Genomic DNA, 21,296 nt, shown 5'->3' with positions numbered 1-21,296 from the left:
GATTTACTCGCGGGGAGTAGAGAAGAACTTCGCTTGCCGGGCAGAAGTTTGTTGGTGATTACTTCACCCCGGTTTATTTATTTACATTACAGTAAATACTGCAGATATGAATAAATTGGGGCCGATAATCGTTATTGAAGATGATGTCGACGATCAGTTGATCCTGGTGGAGATATTTGCACGGCTTGGTTATGTAAACAAGATCAGGTTTTTCCAGGATGGTGATGATGCCCTGCGCTATTTGAATGAGTCGGATGACCAGCCGTTTTTAATTTTATCTGACATCAACATGCCGAAGATGGACGGCTTTGAACTAAGGAACAAGATTTTTACAAATGAAAAACTGCAGAGAAAGTGTATTCCCTACCTGTTTTTTACAACCGGCGCAACAAAAAAAGCCGTCCTTGATGCCTATTCATTATCGGTCCAGGGATTTTTTGTAAAACCAACATCGTTTAACGACATCGAAAACACCATCAGGAAAATAATTGAATATTGGCAGGTATGCCTGGCTCCGGGAGAGTTCGAGTAGTTCGAAACCGGGCTATATTGGCGCAGGATCAAGCCAGGCATTTGCTCCCACAGCGTTCATGGTTGCAAAGTCATCAGCAGCATAATGTGACCTTCCGATATTAATATAGCGTAAATGAAAATGCCACCCGCTGGGGTGGCATTTTTGCAAGATGTTTAGCAAACTTAATCAAGTACTTCAACATTGTAAGCCTCGAGGCCTTTCTGTCCCTGTCTTGTTTCAAACTCAACACTGGCACCATCTTTCAGTGAGCCACCATTAAGCCCTGAAGTATGTATAAAATAATCTTTTCCTTCATTGCTGGTGATAAAGCCAAAGCCTTTCAATACGTTGAAAAACTTTACGGTTCCTTTTTCTGTCATAACGTTGATATTAATATTCGATAAAAGTATCACTATTAACCGGGGCAGCAATGCATTTAACCACATTCATTTGTTAATAAGCAAAATAAACCCGTTTAAGGGCGGTCACTTGCATGCAGACGGCATAACACCTAAATCTTTTTTGCGAACTGCGGGCGTGCAGCCGTTTGACCGGCCGCTTATACTTTTTGTTGATTTTGGGATAGGGTCCTCCGGGTCGGATGATGTATACACCTAGGTTATTACTATTGCTCTTGCTGATGACGTTGATCCCATATTGCGGCTTAAGGATGGCGTAAGCGACCCGTATCTACAACAACCCGCTTGTTGGTTCCTCTTCCAAAGAGATCCCCCGTTTGAAACCAGCGTGGCTTTTCACAAGCCGGCTGCAATAATGTACGTCCGTATTGCGCTGCAACAAAGCCTGGGTCATACCCCATAGCAACAAGCAGGGTTGGGAAGATGTATTCATGCGAATAGCGATCCCGTTCCGGAGCGTAACCAGGGGGAAAGAATCCTGCCCGGTCAACTGCAAGCAAAGGAACGAGACCTTCAATTGAGTTTGCCCGGTAAATTGATGCATGTTTAATGTTCAGCGGTTTTGCATTAAAGTGTTCGCCATGGTCGGCGGTGTAAAGTATCAGCAGTTTGCTGTTTGCAGGCAGCCTGTTCATTAAGGTGTGCCAGAACTGGTCAACGTTCCATTGCAGCGACCTGAAATAATGTTTTGCTGTCTCTCTTTTTTGCTCAACCGAACTGAATGTTTTTGCCAGGGCCGTTGGTGGATAGTTGGTGTTGTAAGGCCAGTGTGCACCAAACTTGTTGACATAGGTAAACGTGGGAACGTTTAAGCTGGCGATAGCTGCAATTTTTTCGGCAATCAACGAGTCCCGGTGAAATAATGGAACATCTTCGGAATGTGAAGGCTTATAAATACTATCAATAAACGCCAGGTCCTGACTGGTCGTGTAGTTCTGCAATTTGTCACCCGGGGTTTGCGCGTCAAGTAAATAGGTTTGATAACCCGCTTGCCTGGCATACCGGAAAATGCCTGGCTTTGCAAAGGCCTCATAGCCGGTATCAGGCAACTCGCGCATTTGCATTCCTGCCATAAGAGAAAGATTGGAACCCGCACTAAAGTTGGTGAATGAAGTGGCAACACCAAAATTGATAAGCCTGTTTGTATTTGCCTGCAGAAAAGGTGTTGTGGAAAAGCGTGAACCGTTGATGCTTAGGGCAGTTGCGGTTACACTTTCATCCACGATGATAAATACATGATCAACTTTGTTGCCGAGAGGTATAGCCCTTACCTTATCCCGTCGCCACCGTGTTTCGGGTCGCACAATATTCGACGTAAGCAGGTTGCCAGAAACCCGGTAAACAGCAGGCATCAGGTCAGGCCAACCCGCAGCTCTTGCAGACGATAAATAAAGTATTCCCTGAATGACAAGAAAAAGCATAAGCCAACCCGGTGCAAACCTGCGCTGAACAGGTTTTAGCGAAAACTGTAACAGTGCAAAAGCGATCCCGGTACCAACGAAGGCAAGCAGAAAAGGTATTTTAAAGGTCGCAAAGGCAGCTGAGGCGTATTCCGGATTATTAAAGAGGTTGATTGCATCGGGGTATGAAAACGGGTAGCCGCTGAGCATCAGGTAAAGAAGGTCGGTGTAAATCGCAGAAAACACCAATACCTCGGCAAATTTTTTTACCCAGATGTTCCTGTTCAACATCATAGTTATAATCGAGCAAAATGCTGCAGCATAGGCGAATACCACGAGCATGGGTCGCTCGTTCCGGCCTTCAAGAATGACATCAATCAACCTGCAGTCATTTACAACAAACAGGCTTATTAGCAGTATTCCGCATACAACAGAACATGTTTTCCCGCCAAACAGGTGATGAACTATACGCGAATGTTGCACTACTCCTCCTTCATGGTATATCTAAAAATGTGTTCCAACTGGAGCATTCCGCAACAGTTAGGTGGTGCGGCTACTTACCGCATAAGCAGGGCAGCGCTTCAACTATTTACCATTTGTTCCGCCCGTAAACGCCTGCACGTCGGCTATCCATTCCGTGCGATATTGCACAAGATAATTTTCATGCCCGGCAAGCGGGTATGTCTTCAACTGCTTGCTGCCATCTAGGTTTTTGTAGATATTGTCGATTTCTGCCCGGCTTACCTTTTCATCTTGCTCACCATAAAGCAGCAGGGTAGGGCATTTAACCGCTTTTGCGTAATCAATAGGGTTGTGCCCAAAACCCCAAAAGCCGTTTTCAAGTCCACCCCAAAAAACCAATAAACCAGCCATAGGAAAAGGGGGAATATTCATTGTGCGAAACCTCGCCACAGTTGTCTCATACATGGTGCCAAACGGGCATTCGAGCATGATGCCGCCAGGCTGTATGTTATGGTCCTTCACTGCTTTTAATATCGCGACCGCACCCAGGGAAGTTCCAAATAAGAAGATGTGGTTTTCGCCCATTCTGGTGATAAAATCAAAGCATGTCTTCACCTGCTCCGCTTCCTTAAACCCTATTGTGGTTTGGTTACCTTCGGAGTCACCGCTACCCATAAAGTCAACCAACAAAGTATTATAACCCATTGCATAAAACACGTCTGACTTGTCAAGCATCGAAGATTTATTGCCGCCATAACCATGAAAGAGGATGACCGTACCCCTGCTGTTATGCTGTGTCATGTACCAGCAACTTATTTTCTTATTGCTCTGGAGGTGAAGGACCCGATAGTTCTGCGTTGGCAACCTGCCATTTACGGGCCGCGGGTTTGATATCCCAAATACAATGGTCTTTAACTTTGCCACAGGGCTAAGTTTTGATGCGTTCGTCTTCTTGCTGTTGGTATCCGAAAAATGGGTGAAGCGGTAGGCATGAAATGCGGCAACAATATTCAATACCACAAACAATAAAAGGAAAACACGGCCGGCTATTTTCAACATTCTCATGTCCGAAAATAGCTCTTCTGCAGAATCCGTTTGAATGTTAGCCGCCGAGTATTTATATGCACACACCCTCGTTCAGATCTGCACAGAACACCCTGTTTCAGTTAGATGCTTTGTACGATTTACATCCGCTGTTTGCTTAGAATTACTTGCTGCGCTTCGAACGCATAGCTTTCAATTGTTTGAGGTTCGTATCCCTGGCCAGTTGTTGATATTCAGGCTGCTCCCTGCCAAACAAAGCAACCTTACCTTCTTCATTAAAGTGGATACCCCAACCATACCTTTTACCCAACGCTGATGAACGCAAACATGCCTGCCCTTTGGAAAATAGCACCGCTCTTGCTTCTGTAAACCCTGCTTGATCCAACTGATTACGTTCTGCAAACACCTGGAACAAAATATCATCCGAGGTAAATGCATAGGGATGACGACTCATCAGCTCAAATTCAAGATTGGCGATCGATTTGGTACCTGCCTTTAATTGAGGAACTTCTCCCATTGTTGCCGGGCAATCTTCGGCAACAGCAATAAAGGTGTTGTAGTAGTTTGTTGTATGTGTCGTTTTCAATCTTGCTGGTTTAAAATAAACGGGGTTCCCGATGGATCCATTATCCAATGCATACCGGCAGGAATCTCCTCTAATTCATCACAGGTCTCAACCCCTTTTGCTTTCAGGTATTCAGTCGCTGCTTCTACATCATTTGTCTTCAGGTCCAGCCATACTTCCGAATGAGTATAATTATCAACACAGTCGAGCCACACGATATTGCTCCCAAATTTTACTTCATTTGTTCTGCTCACCGTAGGATTGCTGATCGGCTTTTCGGCTACCGATAGTTTCAAGATGTCGCGGTAAAATGCTACCGTTTGCTCATATTTTGCTTTCGGGATCTTGATGGCTATGTTCACTCCGCCGGTAAAATGAGGCTCCATATACGGTCAGGTTTTAGCGGTAAATACAGCCCCGGTTATGGGTCGGAATTGTCGGGTGCCAGGTGCAAAATATATTAAAGATTATCCAGTACATCAATCCACACCGGCGCATGATCGCTCGTTTTTTCCCACCCACGTACCTCGCGGTCTACTCCTGCAGCAACGAGGCGTCCATCAAATTGCGGACTCAGCAGAAAATGGTCGATACGCAAACCTGCATTGCGGCCGTATGCGTTTCTAAAATAATCCCAGAAGGTGTAAATGATTTCGTCGGGATAAAAAGTCCGTATCGCGTCTGTCCAACCTTGTTCAACAAGCGATTTAAATGCCTCGCGAACTTCGGGCCTGAACAGGGCATCTTCCTGCCATCGCTCGGGTTTGTAAACATCTTTATCGGTAGGCATTACATTAAAATCCCCTGCAAGTATTACCGGCATGTCTATTCTTAGCAATTCAGCCGCATGATCATTCAGCCGGTCAAACCATCGCAACTTATATTCGAATTTTGGTCCCGGGGCGGGATTTCCATTGGGCAGGTACAGGCAGCAGACGCGGATGCCGGCAACGTCGGCCTCCAGGTAACGACTATGCTCATCTTCGGGATCTCCGGGCAATCCGCGCCGAACTTCACTAATCGAACCTACACGTGAGAGGATGGCAACCCCGTTCCAGCTCTTTTGACCATGCCATAGTGCCTCGTAACCCAGGTCGGCAATGGCCTGTTCAGGAAACTTTTCCTGCGGCGCCTTAAGTTCCTGCAGGCAGACAATATCAGGGGTTGTTTCACTGAGCCAACGAAGTAAAACAGGTAGTCGACCGTTTATGCCGTTAACGTTATAGGTTGCTATTCTCATGTTTGATGGTTTAAGATCATAGCCCTATCTACAAAAAAATGACGCCGCCTTGAAGGGCTCCATTTCGCGGCATAACTTACACTAACTTAAAGATGTGGACGTATTGCGGGCTTTTCACTCCAGGTATTTACAGAAGAATAAGAAATGGATGCGGCGAATCGCCAAATGCCGTGTATGAGATTTTTTGGGCGTGCCCCCCAACTTGGGTTGGGGGTCGGGCTTTTGTTCCAAGTCCTCACCCCACCTACGGCGGGGTTGCGGGCTTTCCACGCAATCCCTCACGCGGGCTCACGACCGGGTAACCAGGTCCACCCACAGCAAATGCATAGAAACCTGCAGATCCAAATGCTTTAGGCCAATAACTGGCTCCTCAAACAGTCATTTGGCCGAACAATTAAGAGTAAAATTCTGCCGAAACGAAGTATGCTTTGCAGGTGTCCTGCCCCTTGTTTTAGTTAACCGTTGGGTTGCGCAACAATGCACAATACGGCTGTGGGCTGCATTGGTTGTAATACCACATCCAAAACTTTAAAACCATTTTCCCTTAGCCTGTGCTTTACCGGCTCTGCTGCATCTAACGTAATTTCATAAGGTGCCTGAAGAAAGATAGATAGTTTGCCCCGTGGTTTTAGTGCGCTCCGGATACTTGCCAACTCAACCACCGGATCTTTCCAAAAGAAGTTTACGTTGAAGGCAAGGATACAATCAAAATAAGCCGCGGGTAAGTTGGCCTTGGCAAATTCTGCACTTACAAACGCCGACACACCGCTGTTTATAAATGCCTGGTTTCGTTTACGCGCTTTCTCCAACATTGCCGGAGACTTGTCAATGGCGAGCAAGCTGCCCCCGTGGAGCTGCGCCGCGATAACTTCAGCAAAGAGACCGGCACCGCAGCCGATTTCCACGATATGATCATCAGGGTTGATATGTAATTGGGCTGCCGCCCAGCTGAAACGTTCGGGAATGGATGGCATAAGATGTTGTTGATATGCTTGTGTGCTCCTATGCTAAGCTAGACATCTAACCCTTACAATGCTTAATGTCTTTCGCATCTCTCTAAAAGAAAGCAATACTACGCAGCACTTAGTTGTAACCCAATATTCATTCAAACTGGTTGCTCAACATTTGTGACGTTCAATTTCTTGTTCCGTTCAGTATAGTTTGACTTATGACGTTCAGTTAACGTTAGCAACAAACTCGCCTTTCTAAAAGTGCCAGCTGGATAAGATTGGTTCTGCACTCCGGCCAGTCCAGCTGGCGGGTAAGGATCTTAGATTATGCGAAATCAACCTGGCCCATACAAGCTGCATAACCAAGCGGCCGCAATCCTATTACCAGTCAGCACTAGCTCTTGCTTTCCCGCTCCAGCACCTGCTGAATGGTAACCCATTGAATGTGCGGGTAACGGTCATTATCAAGCGGGTTAAGCTTAGGCAGCCCGGTAAACATATTGTGCATGTACTGCATGCCCTGCCATGGTGGAAAAACATCGTCTTTGTTGGGCGCTACCGTTCGTGTGATTTTGATCATTGCACCCAGGAGCCCTAGTCCTCCGGCCCGGAACAACTTAAATGGTTTACCCAAAGCTGCGCTTGCAGCCCGTTGCAAACCCCTTATACTGGCAACTTCGCCGGCAATCCGAAGATAACGTGGGGTTTCATTGTCCAAGGCTGCTGCAGCAGTAAATGCGGCGGTATCATCGGTGGTAGTGAAGTCAAGCAACTGGTTGGGATTACCCCAATAAAGCACACGGCTGATCTTTGAAAGTACCAAAGGAGCGTCCCCACTAAGCAGGTCGGTAAACATGCCATTTAGGATTGAGGTGGCAGCAATAGGTGCCGCATCAAGTCTTTGCGCGAACTCCCGCCGAAGATCCAGGTTGCGGTTTGATCCGGGCTTTAACCGGGTGAAGTCAATTGAGTAGTCCGAAGGAATAAACCTGGGCACTTTTGCTTTTACCGCAGCATCCAGCAAGCGTGTTTGTGTGTCAACAATCACTTCCCTCAATCCAGACAATGCTGAAACAACACAGGTGCTGCCCATACAAGCATTGATAAGTTCCCCGGTATTGTTGTAATCAACTTCAATTATTGACGCTCCAATCGACCGGAGCACTTCTATGTTGGCCCCATTGCTGCCTTTCCGGACCAACGCTCTTACCGTGGCACCGTTGTTCCGTAAGTGCGTTGCTATCCGGCGCCCGAGTTCCCCGGTGGCACCCGCGAGGGTAATTGTTTTGCCGGCGCCAATGGTGGTGCTTGTATGTTGCGTGTTTAAAATGCTGCCCATGGTATGCTGTGCTGATTTTTTGCGGCTTTCCACAGAGCCATTTAGAGGCAACGTGGCGGCTGCAAGCGCACACATTACAGTTGTGGAGCAAAAAGGTTCGCAACCAATGGGGGAAGGAGCCGGCTCTGCAGGCTCGATGCGGATGATGGTTATTGTTTCCGCTAAGCCTTTAGATTGAGCGTTGTTGGTTTTGCGCTGCTACATGATAAGTTTTTCCTTCAACGAACCCTTTGGTTTAGCTGACCATAAAGTGAGAAGACCAAAACCGGTTTCAATTGGTCGCACGCTTATAATGTATTTGTACCAGTCCGCTTTCAAACTGTTTGATGGAAACAAGCTTTAAAGTGTGTTCCGGGCGATCGTCTCCGAAAAGCCGGGTTCCAGCACCAACGAGTACAGGTATAATTGAGAGAATAAATTCATCCACCAGATCATCTTGCAACAGGCTATTCACCAAATCCGCACCGCCGTCGCAGAAGATATTGTTACCCGGTGCATGCTTGAGTTTGGTTACAAGCTCTCTTATGTCGCCGGTATAAAATTCGATGTTGCCCTCCTTTGCTCGTGCAGTCCGTGTAATAACAAACGTTTGCTTCCCTGAATGGGGAAACTCGCTTACTTGTTTCATCACCCATTCATAAGTTTTTCTGCCTACAAGCACGGTGTCTACTGTTGATATGAAGTCAAGGTACCCGTAGTCTTCACCCTCCCTTTCAACAGGAGCTAAAAAACTTAAGTCGTCGTTTGGTTTCGCGATATAGCCGTCTACGCTTGCCGCGATGTAAACGATCAATTTCCTCTGTACTTGCATAGTTGCAGGTGTGACTTCATCAACAATAGGCGAATCATCAAACCCGGATTTATGACCTTGTTCCATGTTATCCAATTCATTTATCATGCTGCTTGGAAGATGTTTTTTACAATGCCGGTTACCATTCAGTAATTGTTGCCCGACTTCCCTGTTTTCTGCACGCTTTTGTTGGCCGTTTTCAGCTGCCGCAATACAGCAAGGTGCGACAATAAAACAAGTGGAACAACGCAACAGGGTAGCCACACAAAAGGAAAGTACAACACGGCAATATTCGGCTGTTCAAAAGCAAATTGTTGCAATGGCGAAGGCGCGGAAAGTATCGCATGTATTACGATGTTAAACAACAACACGAGACAGGCTAAATGCCATACGATAAGGATCTTACTGCTCATCAGCTTTTTTACGTAGCCAAAATAGTAAACCGCTGGTGCCGTCAGCCCCGAGACGATATCAAAGTTCCTGCCCTCAAACGTCATCAACCCCGGAACAGCCTTTTGCAGAGATAGCCAGAACAGCACCAGCTCTACCGGTATCCGGCAACTATGAAGCAAGGTTAGCAATCCCGGATCCATTTTGTCGATAAACCTTTTGCCACCCGGGGTTACAAAAAGCAGGCTGATGAGCAGCAAAGGGGGAAAAACAAGTAGAACAAATCTTGGAGGTAGGGTATCCGTTGTTAGGTAAAAACCGGAAAAACCTGCAATTGCCTGGAGGACTACCCAACCGGTAAGGATGAACAGGGTTATTCTGGCATTTGAGCTTGCAATAGCAAATATTATTACCGTTAGTAACGTGGTTAAAACAAACGTGATAATGATATATGCAGGAACCGGAAGCATTCAGCAAGGTTTTCAAATTAAAAATCTTGTGATGTCTGTTGAATCGTCCGGCTAAATTAATCACCAATCCGGTTTTGTTTGCAGACTTAAACAAGCTTTTCTTTCCTCTGAAGCATTCCCCTGGTAATCAAAGTTTTCCTGGAAGCAATCTCTTCTGCTGGCCGACCTTTGCCCGCCGTAGCATAGGGTTGGAAGAGGACGGAGCGCGAAACACAACCTGCTTAAATCAACGATGACTGGGGGAAGATTAGAACTAAAAAATCAGCCAACACAGGGGTCTTCTGTCCAACAGCTTCGCGGCTTGGAAGCGGCACGTTGTGTTGCCACCAGTAAGCGAGGGGTCAAATCTGTTCCGGTTAGTTATTTTAAGTGTAGGTATAACTATTGTATACCGATAAGTTTACTTTCAACAAAGCTTATGAAAGAACTAGCTGAAATACTTACAAAATACCTGAGCAGTGCGGTGGAAGTTGTTGCAGCTTTTGTAATTGGCGTAGCATTGCTTAAGTTTTTATACAGGTACTTTCGCCACCTTTTTGTACCCGGTGACGGCTCAAATAACCAGGAAATCCGGATACACTTTGGAAGTGCACTTACGGTTGCTTTGGAGTTGTTGCTCGCCGCAGATATTCTCGCAACTGCAATTGCGCCAACATGGGACGACATCGGTAAGCTGGCTGCAATTGCGGTATTAAGAACCGCACTCAACTATTTTCTTGAACGGGAGCTGAAAACACATAATGCAGAGCTGCGTCAAACGCCACTTAAACAAAATTGAGTCAATAATTTCAGAGGCAGGTTAGACTTGCTTCATTGTCTTGAACAAGTAAACCAGGGCGATTACTTTATTCCTGACCAATTCATAGGCTCTTGCTTTACTTTCTTCAAGGCTCATTGGTCCGTCAGTTATACTTGCTACGAAAGAAAATCCTGAACTGGTATAGCAGGCGGGTTCAATGGCAACAGCCCCGCATACCGCCATTACAGGAACATCCATTTTAGCTGCTTCGTTTGCCAAGGCATGCAGCGCCTTGCCATGCATTGTCTGTTTGTCGAATGTGCCCTCTGCAGTAATTACAAGATCGGTGTTCTTCAAGTGGGTTCTAATATCTGAATGTTTAAATACGATCTCGATACCTTTTTGCAGGCTTACATCGGCAAGCAACATCAGCCCTGCACCTGTTCCACCCGCGGCACCCGCACCCGGCATTTCGGAAACCGGTTTCCCCATAAAGGTCTCCAGTAATTCCGCGAACTGCTTCATTCCTTTTTCCAGTTCATCTATCTGCAAGCGATCTGCCCCTTTTTGTGCACCATAAGTATGGGTTGCACCGTTGACACCCAGGAGCGGGTTGTCAACATCACAGGCAACAATAATCGGGATAGCAACAGCCTGATCCGGGGCAATGATTTCGGCAATTTCGCCGAGGTTCTTACCCATAGGTGGAACCACTTCTTGCCGGTGATTTCTGAACGTATAACCCAATGCCGCCAGTAAACCGGTACCTCCGTCGTTGGTAGCACTTCCGCCTATACCAATGATGATCTCCTTAGCACCACGCGCAATCGCATCTTTCATAAGCAGACCGGTACCATAAGTGGACGTTAGCATTGGATTTCTTTCGTGTGGTTGAATTCCTGCTAGTCCTGAGGCCGAAGCCAATTCGATAAGGGCCGTTTTCGCGCTGGCCGACCATCCATAGTGGACAACGATCGGCCTGCCAAGTGCGTCAACGGTGTCGCACCCAACCGAGGTTGTTTTCAGATAATGGCCAAGTACGTTTACAAAGCCATCACCACCGTCGGCCAGCGGCAATTGCACAATGTCAATGGTATCATCCACGATGGAGATGCCTTCTGCAATAGCAGCGCACAGTTCAAACGAAGTAAGGTTTTCCTTAAACTTGTCGGGCGCAACGATGATCTTCATGGTTTACCTCCTTAATGGCTTTTAGCACAACAGGGGGCATGATACAAAATGTTTGCTTACGTCCTGCGAAAAGGTAATTGCTAAAGGCGAATCGTTCAGAAAAAAGGAGTCGGCTTGGGTATCCGCCAGGGGAGTATTTAGCCAGGCGGCTTGAACTGGTTCAGCGGAGTAGGATAAGTTAATTGTAGTTATTTAATACGGGAAAGTGATGCCTTTTGCCAGCGCTTCACGTGCAGTTTTGTACTTCGATTTCGAAAAGTTGTTGAAGGTGCCTTCTTTTCTAAACTTGTATAAAGCCGCTGTCTGCGTTTTTCCCGTGTATCTTCGGGTATTATGGTAGTAGCCGGTAGTTGATAGAAACAGTGAATGTGTTTTGTTTTTGTCGGTGCTGGTCTCTTCAAATACCACATTTACCCACTGATCTTCCTTCAACTGTACATAGGCATCATCCCTGGCAGATACCTTGCCTGGCATTGGCTCATAGTTTTCGCGGGTAACGGCCGAGGCGTCGAGGTAGCTTAAGGTAACAGGCTCGTCGGGTGAAAGGTCAAGCCCTGCATAGTCAAGTTCCCAAAACATATAGGCGCTTTCTATTTTGATCCTTACGTTGGTTTTGTTGGCAGGTAGGTCTAGCTTCATGATCATATCCCGTCCCGCAGTATTTCCCGTGAAAGGAAAATAGTCGGCGAAGACCCAGCCCTTATCCGTCTCTACATAAACCATTAGGGGCAGCGCCTGGTCCTGCTGCCATTGCTCAATTGTCCTCCGGTCGGCTTTGTCTTGTTTTGCAACCCAGCTACTATAATTGCTACCAAATAAGGAAGAAAATTCTTCAAATACATAACCCGACCATAAACTGTTTTTAGCATGGATCACCAGTTTGCCATCAGTCTTGCTACCCGCCATGTCGAACGTTAGAACTACACTGCCAAACTTCGACCTTAAATCGCTTTGCTGATCAAACAGGTAAACGTTTCCATCAGTGTTCCCGAGCGATCCTGCGACTTCACGGGAAAGGTTGTCAACTGCTGTTGCATTTATTGGCTTAGTATAAGTATGTGGGGTGCCGTGCCGGTCGAGCAGAACTTTTTTACCTGCTCCATGCGCTACCTTAATCAATTGTACCTGGTTGATAAATTGCTCCTCTTTTTGATTGTTCGCAAGCTTAAAAAGGTATTTGTTGTTTACGCTTTGTAAGCCATCCAGGGGCAGGTAATCCGTTTTCTCCAGCGAAGAATAGATGGCACCACTAAACACACCACTCTTAAAATTGTACTGGTTGCCATCATAAGTGTAAACCTGCGGGCAATTACACGTTGCTAGAATAATAAGGCCAAGCAGGAGATTAGCGCCCAGGTATACGCCCAGGAATCCCAGCGCGTAAGAACCGATTGTTTTGCCGGAGTCTTTTTCATAGATGTTTACTTTACTGATGGAAGACATAGGTATGGAAAGATGTGTTGTATCAATGATACTTACATCCTGGGCATATAAATGAACTTCGGAAAACAGCAATGACCGTTGACGGCTTTTATACGTTTTAGATGGTGCCTGGCTTGCCATAATAAACGTTTCTCTTTCGGGTGGAAGCGTTTGCATATCCGCTTCAAGGTTCGACCCGTTGACCCTTATATTTTTCAGGTGGTAAAATCCATTGCGCAGGTGCACGATAAAATACTTATCACTGTTTTTTAAGGCCGGAAGGTTTGTTGTGTCCGTAATGGGTCTTGAGACTACCCGGTAGTAGTTTTTAAAACACCCGGTAAATATTATTCCTATTGCTAAAAGAATGATCAATCCTTTCAACCTTTTTCCTTTGATAAATAAAAAGAGAACCGGAGCGAACAGAATGGTAAACAAATCCCTGCGGGTAAATTGAAATGGTGTCATGAGCATTGGGTTAGTTTAGGGGGTAACCGGTAAGCGTTTATGAATAAGGCTAAACCACAACGGCGGAAGCAGTGAAACCAACATCATTGTTGCGTAATTTGCCGGTAAACGAGGCGACTCCCCGGTTGTTACCAGCTTCTCGTATGGCGTCGCAGCATGCAGGTGATGATCTGCATGATTATGCACCTGGAAAAGGTCGATGATCCTGCAGTTTCCGGGGATTTCCCAGGTATGGTGTGCATGCATTTTCTCCCGGCAGTCGGGATCCCCTGATCGTATTAAGCCATAGTGTTGCAGGTAATTTACCTGTTGATGAAGGATCACCGCTACCATACCCTGGCCAACAAAAAACAATAAAGCAAGGCTGCCACAACTAAAATAAACTACACTCAATACCAATAGTTGAATGAAAGAAAATACCAGCATCCGGTTGTGTATCGTTAAAAAGGCATGATGTTCTTTTTGCAGCAGCTTTCTTTCAATCTTCCATGCATTAAGGAAGCTTCCAGGAATGCTCCTCCCAAGAAAGGCGTAAAACGACTCGCCTTTTTGTGCGGAGTTGGGGTCGAGGGGTGTGCAGGCATATACATGGTGGCCGTGCACATGTTCTATGCTATAGTGCAGGTAGCCGGAGCACGACAACAAAAGGTAACCCGCAAGCTTTTCCCGGGGTGAAAACTTATGAATGAATTCGTGCGCCAGGGCAAAACCCATTGTTCCGTTAACCACACCAACTGAAATCATAAAACCTATAAAGGCATGCAAGGGTAAGTACTGTTGGGTAACGAGCGCACTTCCTCCAAATACAAGACAGAGAATTACCGGTACAAATAGCAAAGGAACTGTTCTAAAAGCCTTGTTTTCTTTTGCTGCCCTGTTACCTGTTTTTTCCCGCCTTGAAAAAGGGATCAGATCAATAACCGGAAGAAATACAAAGCAGATAATTGGGGTAAGAAAATTGAAATAACCGCCACCCCAGTAACCTGCGATTACTGTAGCCGGTACAAGCAGTAATATCAGGTAGCGATAGGGGTTCATCAGGTTATCAATTATAAAATGTACATGTTCCGGTTTTCATGTTTTCAACATTTGCTGCAATGTCATCAGTAAGCACGTTAAAAACTTTCCGCTGGCAAAAGGGGCAATCGTGCACATTGCCATCCATATCAACATAGAGATAGTCTTTTCCAGCTCCTGAACAACCCAGCAGCCGGCTATAAAAGCCATGGTACATAACAGAAGGGTAGTGTTTATATAGCGGATCAAAGTTTACCCGTTTATAAAATGCTTCCAGCAGGGCAATATTTTCTTGTGACAACAAAACACCTTTGCCGGCATAGTGCCCAACTGCTTTTGGCTCTAATATCTGCACGAATGAAGCTTTGAGCTTTTTTGCAAGCCTGATATAACCATCCAGGTTTTCATCAGAAATAAAGTCGTTTGTAGCGCATAGTGACAGGCACAGAACAAGTCCGTTATTTACGGTGTTTACTGCAGCTTTTTCAACCCAATCAAATGCACCGTTTTTACCCCTGAATGTGTCGTGCAGTGATGGGGTCCAATGATCAAGGCTGACCGTAATTCCTGTTACCCCGGCCTTCTTGAATTGTTTTGCTTTTTCATCGGTCAATTGGTAGCCTGATGTATAAATCCAGAAATCCACGTCTTTGAATTTCGGAACGATTGCATTGATATCCGCCAAACGATTAAGTGGTTCGCCGCCACTAACCTGCACGGTTGTAGCGCCCAGCGACCGGAAACTGGCAATTACTTCAGTGATGTCTTCTTTGGTCAGTGTTTCAGGTTTGTTCAGGTTTTCCCACTCAAAGCAATGCTCACATTTATAACCACACTTCTTTGTTATTCCGAATATCAGGGTGTGTATTGCAACAGGCTTGTTTAGGTCAAATTGCGCTAATTGATATTGGATATACCGGTTGAAAGATTTGGAGGGCCAGCCGGGTGCATTGTAGCTAAAGTAATACCGGTTGCCCGCAAGCGAATATTTGATTAGCTTGTTTTCACCACGATAGGCATCCTTCATCTTAGCCAGCGACTTCATTCTTTTAATTGCAATAGCCAGGCGCTTGTATTTAAACCAACCTACTAATAAAATATTTAACCACATCGCATATTTGACACACGCTTTATGTAACCCGGTAACTTGCCGGCTTGTAAATAATAATGAGGAAACTTGCTTAAGAAATGGAAATTCGAAACCAGGATGGTTCGCTGACGCCCGCTTGTTTATGGTTAACGTTTGAATAGACGTCGAATTTCATCTAATGTACAGAAGTTCTTTTAATCTTACAATAGCAGTTTCGATTTAATTGGGCCTTATTTGCTGAACCTTTATTGGTAAAATTCAAAGGAATAAAATGCATTAATTAGGATTGGATTCGGTGGGTGTGCTGCTCTGCAAGCCGACCATTTTTGTCTGCAGCATAATCCTGCGTGCGGGTACAACGTTAACGCATGCTTGTACTTTGTAAGGCACACAACCATTTGAGCAATCTTAGCAACCACAACTTCCTGAAACTCGCTTGTGCGGTACGCTAAAGCTGTTGAACTTTCCTGGGCTTCAGTTTTCGTCGGTTGTGGCAGCTTTTAAATTCGGTACCTTAACCCTCAACATGGTGCGATAATAAACGTGGTTGGGGGCACACACTTCAGGAGCATACTTTAAGGCAGCAAGAGATGCACGCAGAAAGGAGAGAGCAGATGAGTTGCATTCACTGCAGCATACATCCATCGTTTTCATTTTCGGGTACGCGGATTGCTGCCATGAAAAGATGTGGTAAAAGTGAGTGACACAACCTAAGTTGCCCATTGATCCATTGCTGGTCACCAAAAAACGTTCGTTGTTGCACAGCATTGAATTGGTGAGCAGATGATTCTGTCACCGGCAATCAGCCTAAACTTTATCAGGTGATCGATAAGAGAAAATATAACCTGTTTTGCGAAAGACTTACCGCTGAACTTAACAACATAATGCGGCTTTAAAATGAGGTAATGTTTGCACCTGGACAAAGATTAAAACCGATCTTCAGGGCTGATTTGCTTATTCCACGAAACCTCACCTGATACACATGAAACAGTACTGCTTAGCACTTGACCTGGTTGATGATCCTGCATTGATTGCGGAATACATTCATTGGCATAAAAGTGAACACGTTTGGCCCGAGATAAAAAGGAGCATCACCGATTGTGGAATCACCAACATGGAAATTTACCATACCGGTAACCGGCTGTTTATGATCATGCAAACCACCGATGATTTTAGTTTCGAAACTAAAGGCGCTATGGACGCAGCCAATCCAAAGGTGCAGCAATGGGAAGCACTGATGTGGAAATTTCAGCAGGCATTGCCATCCGGAAAACCCGGTGAAAAATGGGTGTTAATGGATAAGATATTCCAGCTCTGACCTCGTTTTCCGGGCCATTGTTTTGGTATAGCAAGCCTGCCCCAGATTTGCATTCCGTGTGAGCTTTCCGCATAAGACCTCTTGCATGGCTGCCTGAATTTGGCTAGCACCAAACTACCGCTGCGAACTGGTGCACGCACCATCAGTTCACCAGGCTTGGATCTGCTACGGTCAGCTTCAGGTAACGGTAAACCTGCAAAGCTTAGCGCTAACCGTGTTACCGCAAACAAACAACCCAATACACACCACCCCAACCAAACCACTTATCAAACAATCAACTTTCTTTCTCAATACCCGATATCATTCTAACATACCCCAATCCGTAATCCGCTAATCCGTAATCCGCTAATTGTTTCACTTCTCCAATGTCTCCCTTTTCGACCAGCACTCATCCATCGCGCCGCCGGTCGACTTTTGACCCCGATGACGCCAGTCGCCGTTCACAAAGGAGTAATCGAACTGGAGGGTTTTACCAACGCTTTCTGCAGTCTTCGTAAAGAATTCGACGTTTTCAGTGTACTTGCCGTTAGCAGTCGTATAGGTGCCACCACCTGCGTTCATAAAAGATTTGGTACCTACGTTGTATGCGATCCACTGGAAGTACTTTCCTGAAAGGATCTTCATGGTTCGCCTTGGATAAAACGGGTTTGCTCTTTTAACCGCCTTGTCATCAGTAAAGTTGCCCGTGATGATCCAGGCACCCATCAGTTCGCCAGGCTTGCCATTATCCAGGCGATCCCAGGTTTCACCACTTGTTTTCGCAGACAACTTATTCCCGCTAATTTGTATGTCTTCACTCATTTCTTTTCCCACCTGGCTGCTGTCTTTAGAATTCCATTCAATTATTTTGACCAGCTTATTTCCATTGATGCGGTAGCTGCCACCGTACGAGCTGATGAACTTTTTACCGGGCAGGTCGTAAGTTGCAACCGAAAAAACTTTATCGGTCATAATCATTACCGTTCGGTTTTCAGGCGAGCCAAACCCCCAGGCTCCCAGCATATCTTTTGTATCGATTGGTTTTCCCCTAAACGCAGACAAACCAAAAACAAGCGCTATTGCAATGCAAGCCGACAAGCATTTTACATACATTTTCATAATGCAGGATTTGAAGAATAATAAAGATAGGAAGGAATAAGCTATGTTGAATACCAGCTGTTCCTGCTCACTTTTTTACATGGCTGGCTGCAAACAGGTTATTGTGCACGCAGGCGCTTTTCCGTAATGGCACATGATGAACGAATCGATTGATCACCATCCGGTCAACTAACCTAAACCAATTCGTTTAAGAAGAACTGCATGCTGGTGCACGTTGCCTGGTCCGAATAACCCAGATTAGTTTAACCAATTTCGCTGGCTTTCTTTACCTTCCTTCCCGTAAAACGATTGCATGAAAACCTGCTTGCCAAATGCAAAAACGCACATTGCTGCAAACGTACTCCTGTGCGATTACCAACCTGCTGAGTATACTTACCTTGTTGTTCCAGCTCATGCCCAACCTGAGTGTTGTGGATACCTCTTGCATGACCAACGCTGATTTGCAAATCTCCTTATTCACCCTTTATCAACGGCAACAATGCACCTTTCAAAACTACTTTATGCTGTTGTTTTTTGCTACCTGCTCAGCGCGGAAAAGCTTTGCGCGCAAACTCCAACCCTTGAAGCACAGGCAGAGGAAACAATGCTGAAAGCAACCCGGTACATGGTTGAAAACGTAAGCACCAATGGCGGATATGTATGGTATTACCTTCCTGACCTTTCACGCAGATGGGGAGAAATGGAAGCGTATAAATCCATGGTGTGGGTGCAGGATGGTGGAACAGTGACGGTTGGCCAGATGTTGCTTGATGCTTATCATGCAACAGGTAACGAATATCTTTACGAAGCGGCTGAGAAGGCTGCAGGTGCAATGATCCGCGGGCAGAGCAAAGCCGGCGGATGGAACTATATGATTGATTTTGCCGGCGAGCAGTCACTGAAAAAGTGGTACAATACCATTGGTAAAAATGGATGGCGCCTGGAAGAGTTTCAACATTACTATGGCAACGATACCTATGATGACGACGTAACCTCCAGTGCAGCCAGATTTATGCTGAGGATGTATATCGAGAGATTTAATCCGAAGTATAAAGTTGCACTCGATAAAGCAATCAGGTTTTTGTTGAGCAGCCAGTATCCTGCCGGTGGCTGGCCCCAGCGGTTTCCGCTTAAAAACGATTTCAGCAAGGCCGGCCACCCGGACTACACGGGTTACTATACTTTTAACGATGACGTAATCTGGGAAAACGTCAATTTTCTTATTCAATGTTACTATACACTGGGCGACCAAAAATTGCGTGAGCCAATTGAACGGGGAATGAACTTCTACCTGTTGTCGCAGCAAGCGAATGGTGCATGGGGCCAGCAGTATAATATGAAACTGGAACCTGCAGGCGCCCGCACCTATGAACCCGCGGCTTACCTGCCCCGTGCAACATTTGCCAACGCCATGTTGTTACTTAAATTTTATCAATATACCGGCGATCGTAAATACCTTACCCGTGTTCCTGATGCAATTGCATGGCTTGAAAAAGTGAGGCTACCCGATAGCATGTCGCAAAACGGTTATTACACCCACTCACTTTTTGTTGAGGTTGGAACCGACAAACCCATTTTTGTACATCGGAGAGGCTCGAACGTAACATATGGTCGTTATTATGTAGACTATAACGATGGCAAACTGTTGGGACATATGCAAGGTAAGGGTAACATCAATATTCAACGGCTCAAAGACGAATATACCAGGGTAAGTAAGTTGTCACCTGAAGAGGCCACGAAAAACTCGCCACTAAAAATATCGGAGTTCAATCGCGACCAGGTATTGCAGAGGTACGCGACAATCAGTCAAAACGGGGCTGCTGAAAATGAGTCGCCTTCAGCTGAAAAGGTGGCGCAGGTGATCAGCCAGCTCAGCGATAACCGCTGGTTGGTTAAACACGCCATGATCAGTAATCCTTATGTTGGTGATGGCAAAAATAAGGAGGCGACCGACGCATTTGCATCTACCAGGGTCGGGGATATCACCGATACGTCGCCTTATCCTGATGCATCGGATCAGTTATACTTATCGACACCGGAATACATTAAAAATATGCGGATACTTGCAGCTTATATTCGTTCTGCACGCCAGCAGCAAACGGCCAAGTAAATGCGGTGCTGTCGTTGTTCACAGCCTCGGGTTGAGCGGTAAGTTGCGGGTGAAAACTACTGCTTTCAATGGCGGGATTGCAGGTTGTATTTACCAGGTGAATGTAGTGCTGCAAAGGAAGGCCGGCAACATTTGCCTCGGTGGTTTCAATAGCTAATGGTTTGCTGTGCACGTTGGCTGACGACAACCCCTATTTGGTTAATGTAAATCATAGGTGCAATCCGTTAACCTAAACGTTGATCCGGCCAGTCACTACGATCCAGGCTCGTCGGATTTTACTTACATTTTTATGTGATCTTTTTTACAATTAATAGTACTACATGAACCTGCCGATGCAATTAAACTTAAAAGGGTATTTAACCAGGTGTATTTTCCTGCTAACGGTTTGCATTTTGGCAGTCCTGTTTATCTCCGGTAAACACATTCCTGAACCCGCACAAACAATCACCTGGAAAATAAACAGCACCCGACAAATTGGTGAATTTAAACCTGAGGTTATTGGTAAGCCTGTAGTAATAAAGGATAAAACAGGTTCTACCGTTGCTTTTAACGGGATCAATGATGGGCTTGTTGTGCCAACGATACCCATTACCGGTTGGACTCGTTTTACGATTGAAGTGTTGTTTAAACCTGATGTAGATGGGCCTTCTGCTCCACGCTTTATGCATTTCGAAGACGCCGACGGGAACAGGGGAACGTTTGAACTTCGCATCACGCCAATGGGCGAATGGTACCTCGATGCTTTTTTGAAAAACGGCAAATTGAACAAGGGACTTACCTTGATTGACTCCACCATTCTGCACCCAGCCGGCAAGTGGTATTGGGCCGCCATGGTTTACGACGGAAGAAAAATGACCAGTTATGTAAATGGACAAAAAGAACTGGAAGGAGAAGTAGAACTTGTGCCGATGTTGGTGGGAAGGCTTGCGCTTGGTGTCCGGTTAAATAAAGTGAACTGGTTTAAAGGGCAACTCAAAGAAATTCGTTTTCATCCCGCTGCCCTTGATCAAATGGCTTTACAGGGGTGGTAATTAGATCGACGAAAGTTTCGAGCTACTTCAATTTTTTGGTCGCCGGCTGTTGTACCCTGATGAAGCTTCGCTTGCGACGCTCCGTTTGTCTTTTTGTTCTTTGTTGAACAATACACCAATTCGAATGTCTTCCCTGGTACTAAGGCTGACACTTGTATTGCATGGTAGATGTCGATTTGGCTGCCAGGGCAAGTTATATTGGGTTAGACTGGTTGGCTTCACGAAGGGGTTGCCTTTGCTGTAATCATTC

At 45.8% G+C, this 21,296-nt stretch carries 21 protein-coding genes; 5 read left to right on the top strand and 16 right to left on the bottom strand.

The genetic code is table 11. The annotated features are described in order from the left end of the window. Positions 1-106: 106 nt before the first annotated feature. Entirely contained in the window at positions 107-532 is a 426-nt protein-coding gene (locus EXU57_RS19255; RefSeq protein WP_133269878.1) for a response regulator, read from the top strand. Between the two features lie 164 nt (positions 533-696). On the opposite strand, the gene EXU57_RS19250 is transcribed toward EXU57_RS19255, so the two are convergent. The 10 genes from EXU57_RS19250 to EXU57_RS19205 form a co-directional block, all read right to left on the bottom strand. Beyond that, positions 697-894 carry a cold-shock protein gene (locus EXU57_RS19250; protein ID WP_133269877.1) on the bottom strand — a complete coding sequence of 66 codons (198 nt, stop codon included), beginning with the start codon at positions 892-894 and terminating at the stop codon, positions 697-699. Between the two features lie 284 nt (positions 895-1,178). Beyond that, complete coding sequence (locus EXU57_RS19245) at positions 1,179-2,714, bottom strand: sulfatase-like hydrolase/transferase (RefSeq protein ID WP_133269876.1); 1,536 nt, start codon at positions 2,712-2,714, stop codon at positions 1,179-1,181. Between the two features lie 204 nt (positions 2,715-2,918). Further along, on the bottom strand, positions 2,919-3,860 hold the full coding sequence (locus tag EXU57_RS19240) for an alpha/beta hydrolase (protein WP_133269875.1): 942 nt from the start codon (positions 3,858-3,860) through the stop codon (positions 2,919-2,921). A gap of 142 nt (positions 3,861-4,002) precedes the next feature. Continuing rightward, a complete protein-coding gene (locus tag EXU57_RS19235; protein WP_133269874.1) occupies positions 4,003-4,425 on the bottom strand; it encodes a DUF6157 family protein in 423 nt (140 codons plus the stop codon). Next, on the bottom strand, positions 4,422-4,790 hold the full coding sequence (locus EXU57_RS19230) for a VOC family protein (RefSeq protein WP_133269873.1): 369 nt from the start codon (positions 4,788-4,790) through the stop codon (positions 4,422-4,424). The genes EXU57_RS19235 and EXU57_RS19230 overlap by 4 nt, the downstream gene beginning before the upstream one ends. 74 nt (positions 4,791-4,864) lie before the next feature. Continuing rightward, entirely contained in the window at positions 4,865-5,644 is a 780-nt protein-coding gene (gene xth / locus EXU57_RS19225; protein WP_133269872.1) for an exodeoxyribonuclease III, read from the bottom strand. A 455-nt stretch (positions 5,645-6,099) separates the two neighbouring features. Next, a complete protein-coding gene (locus tag EXU57_RS19220; protein ID WP_133269871.1) occupies positions 6,100-6,618 on the bottom strand; it encodes a class I SAM-dependent methyltransferase in 519 nt (172 codons plus the stop codon). A gap of 370 nt (positions 6,619-6,988) precedes the next feature. Continuing rightward, positions 6,989-7,933: an NmrA family NAD(P)-binding protein gene (locus tag EXU57_RS19215; RefSeq protein WP_133269870.1), complete on the bottom strand. Its 945-nt coding sequence runs from the start codon at positions 7,931-7,933 to the stop codon at positions 6,989-6,991. A 271-nt stretch (positions 7,934-8,204) separates the two neighbouring features. Beyond that, complete coding sequence (locus tag EXU57_RS19210; RefSeq protein WP_243745664.1) at positions 8,205-8,831, bottom strand: dihydrofolate reductase family protein; 627 nt, start codon at positions 8,829-8,831, stop codon at positions 8,205-8,207. Between the two features lie 38 nt (positions 8,832-8,869). Further along, positions 8,870-9,583, bottom strand: coding sequence for a hypothetical protein (locus EXU57_RS19205; RefSeq protein WP_133269869.1), 714 nt, complete (start codon positions 9,581-9,583; stop codon positions 8,870-8,872). 418 nt (positions 9,584-10,001) lie between these two features. Here EXU57_RS19205 and EXU57_RS19200 point away from each other — a divergent pair, with 418 nt between their 5' ends. Beyond that, on the top strand, positions 10,002-10,361 hold the full coding sequence (locus tag EXU57_RS19200; protein ID WP_133269868.1) for a DUF1622 domain-containing protein: 360 nt from the start codon (positions 10,002-10,004) through the stop codon (positions 10,359-10,361). Between the two features lie 21 nt (positions 10,362-10,382). Here EXU57_RS19200 and EXU57_RS19195 read toward each other — a convergent pair whose 3' ends face one another. The 4 genes from EXU57_RS19195 to EXU57_RS19180 form a co-directional block, all read right to left on the bottom strand. Then, positions 10,383-11,513, bottom strand: a complete 1,131-nt coding sequence (locus tag EXU57_RS19195; RefSeq protein WP_133269867.1) for a glycerate kinase — start codon at positions 11,511-11,513, stop codon at positions 10,383-10,385. A 192-nt stretch (positions 11,514-11,705) separates the two neighbouring features. Continuing rightward, on the bottom strand, positions 11,706-13,403 hold the full coding sequence (locus tag EXU57_RS19190; protein WP_133269866.1) for a hypothetical protein: 1,698 nt from the start codon (positions 13,401-13,403) through the stop codon (positions 11,706-11,708). Positions 13,404-13,418: 15 nt separating this feature from the next. After that, positions 13,419-14,441, bottom strand: coding sequence for an alkane 1-monooxygenase (locus EXU57_RS19185; RefSeq protein WP_133269865.1), 1,023 nt, complete (start codon positions 14,439-14,441; stop codon positions 13,419-13,421). A 7-nt stretch (positions 14,442-14,448) separates the two neighbouring features. Beyond that, a complete protein-coding gene (locus EXU57_RS19180; protein ID WP_133269864.1) occupies positions 14,449-15,531 on the bottom strand; it encodes a radical SAM protein in 1,083 nt (360 codons plus the stop codon). A 961-nt stretch (positions 15,532-16,492) separates the two neighbouring features. On the opposite strand from EXU57_RS19180, the gene EXU57_RS19175 reads away from it, so the two are divergent. Then, complete coding sequence (locus EXU57_RS19175; RefSeq protein ID WP_133269863.1) at positions 16,493-16,828, top strand: L-rhamnose mutarotase; 336 nt, start codon at positions 16,493-16,495, stop codon at positions 16,826-16,828. 354 nt (positions 16,829-17,182) lie between these two features. Here EXU57_RS19175 and EXU57_RS19170 read toward each other — a convergent pair whose 3' ends face one another. Continuing rightward, a complete protein-coding gene (locus EXU57_RS19170) occupies positions 17,183-17,926 on the bottom strand; it encodes a membrane or secreted protein (RefSeq protein WP_133269862.1) in 744 nt (247 codons plus the stop codon). A 265-nt stretch (positions 17,927-18,191) separates the two neighbouring features. Then, on the bottom strand, positions 18,192-18,353 hold the full coding sequence (locus EXU57_RS25210) for a hypothetical protein (RefSeq protein ID WP_165958205.1): 162 nt from the start codon (positions 18,351-18,353) through the stop codon (positions 18,192-18,194). A gap of 51 nt (positions 18,354-18,404) precedes the next feature. Between EXU57_RS25210 and EXU57_RS19165 the strand changes: the two genes are divergently transcribed. Together EXU57_RS19165 and EXU57_RS19160 are read left to right on the top strand one after the other, a co-directional pair. Continuing rightward, positions 18,405-20,015 (top strand): pectate lyase, encoded by a 1,611-nt coding sequence (locus tag EXU57_RS19165; protein WP_133269861.1) that lies wholly within the window; start codon positions 18,405-18,407, stop codon positions 20,013-20,015. A gap of 320 nt (positions 20,016-20,335) precedes the next feature. Beyond that, positions 20,336-21,046 (top strand): LamG domain-containing protein, encoded by a 711-nt coding sequence (locus EXU57_RS19160; RefSeq protein WP_133269860.1) that lies wholly within the window; start codon positions 20,336-20,338, stop codon positions 21,044-21,046. Positions 21,047-21,296 lie beyond the last annotated feature (250 nt).

Origin of the sequence: Segetibacter sp. 3557_3, from assembly GCF_004354985.1 — a bacterium.
Lineage (GTDB): Bacteria > Bacteroidota > Bacteroidia > Chitinophagales > Chitinophagaceae > Segetibacter.
Note: the sequence above shows the minus strand (reverse complement) of the source record. Positions and strands in the feature narration are given on the sequence as shown.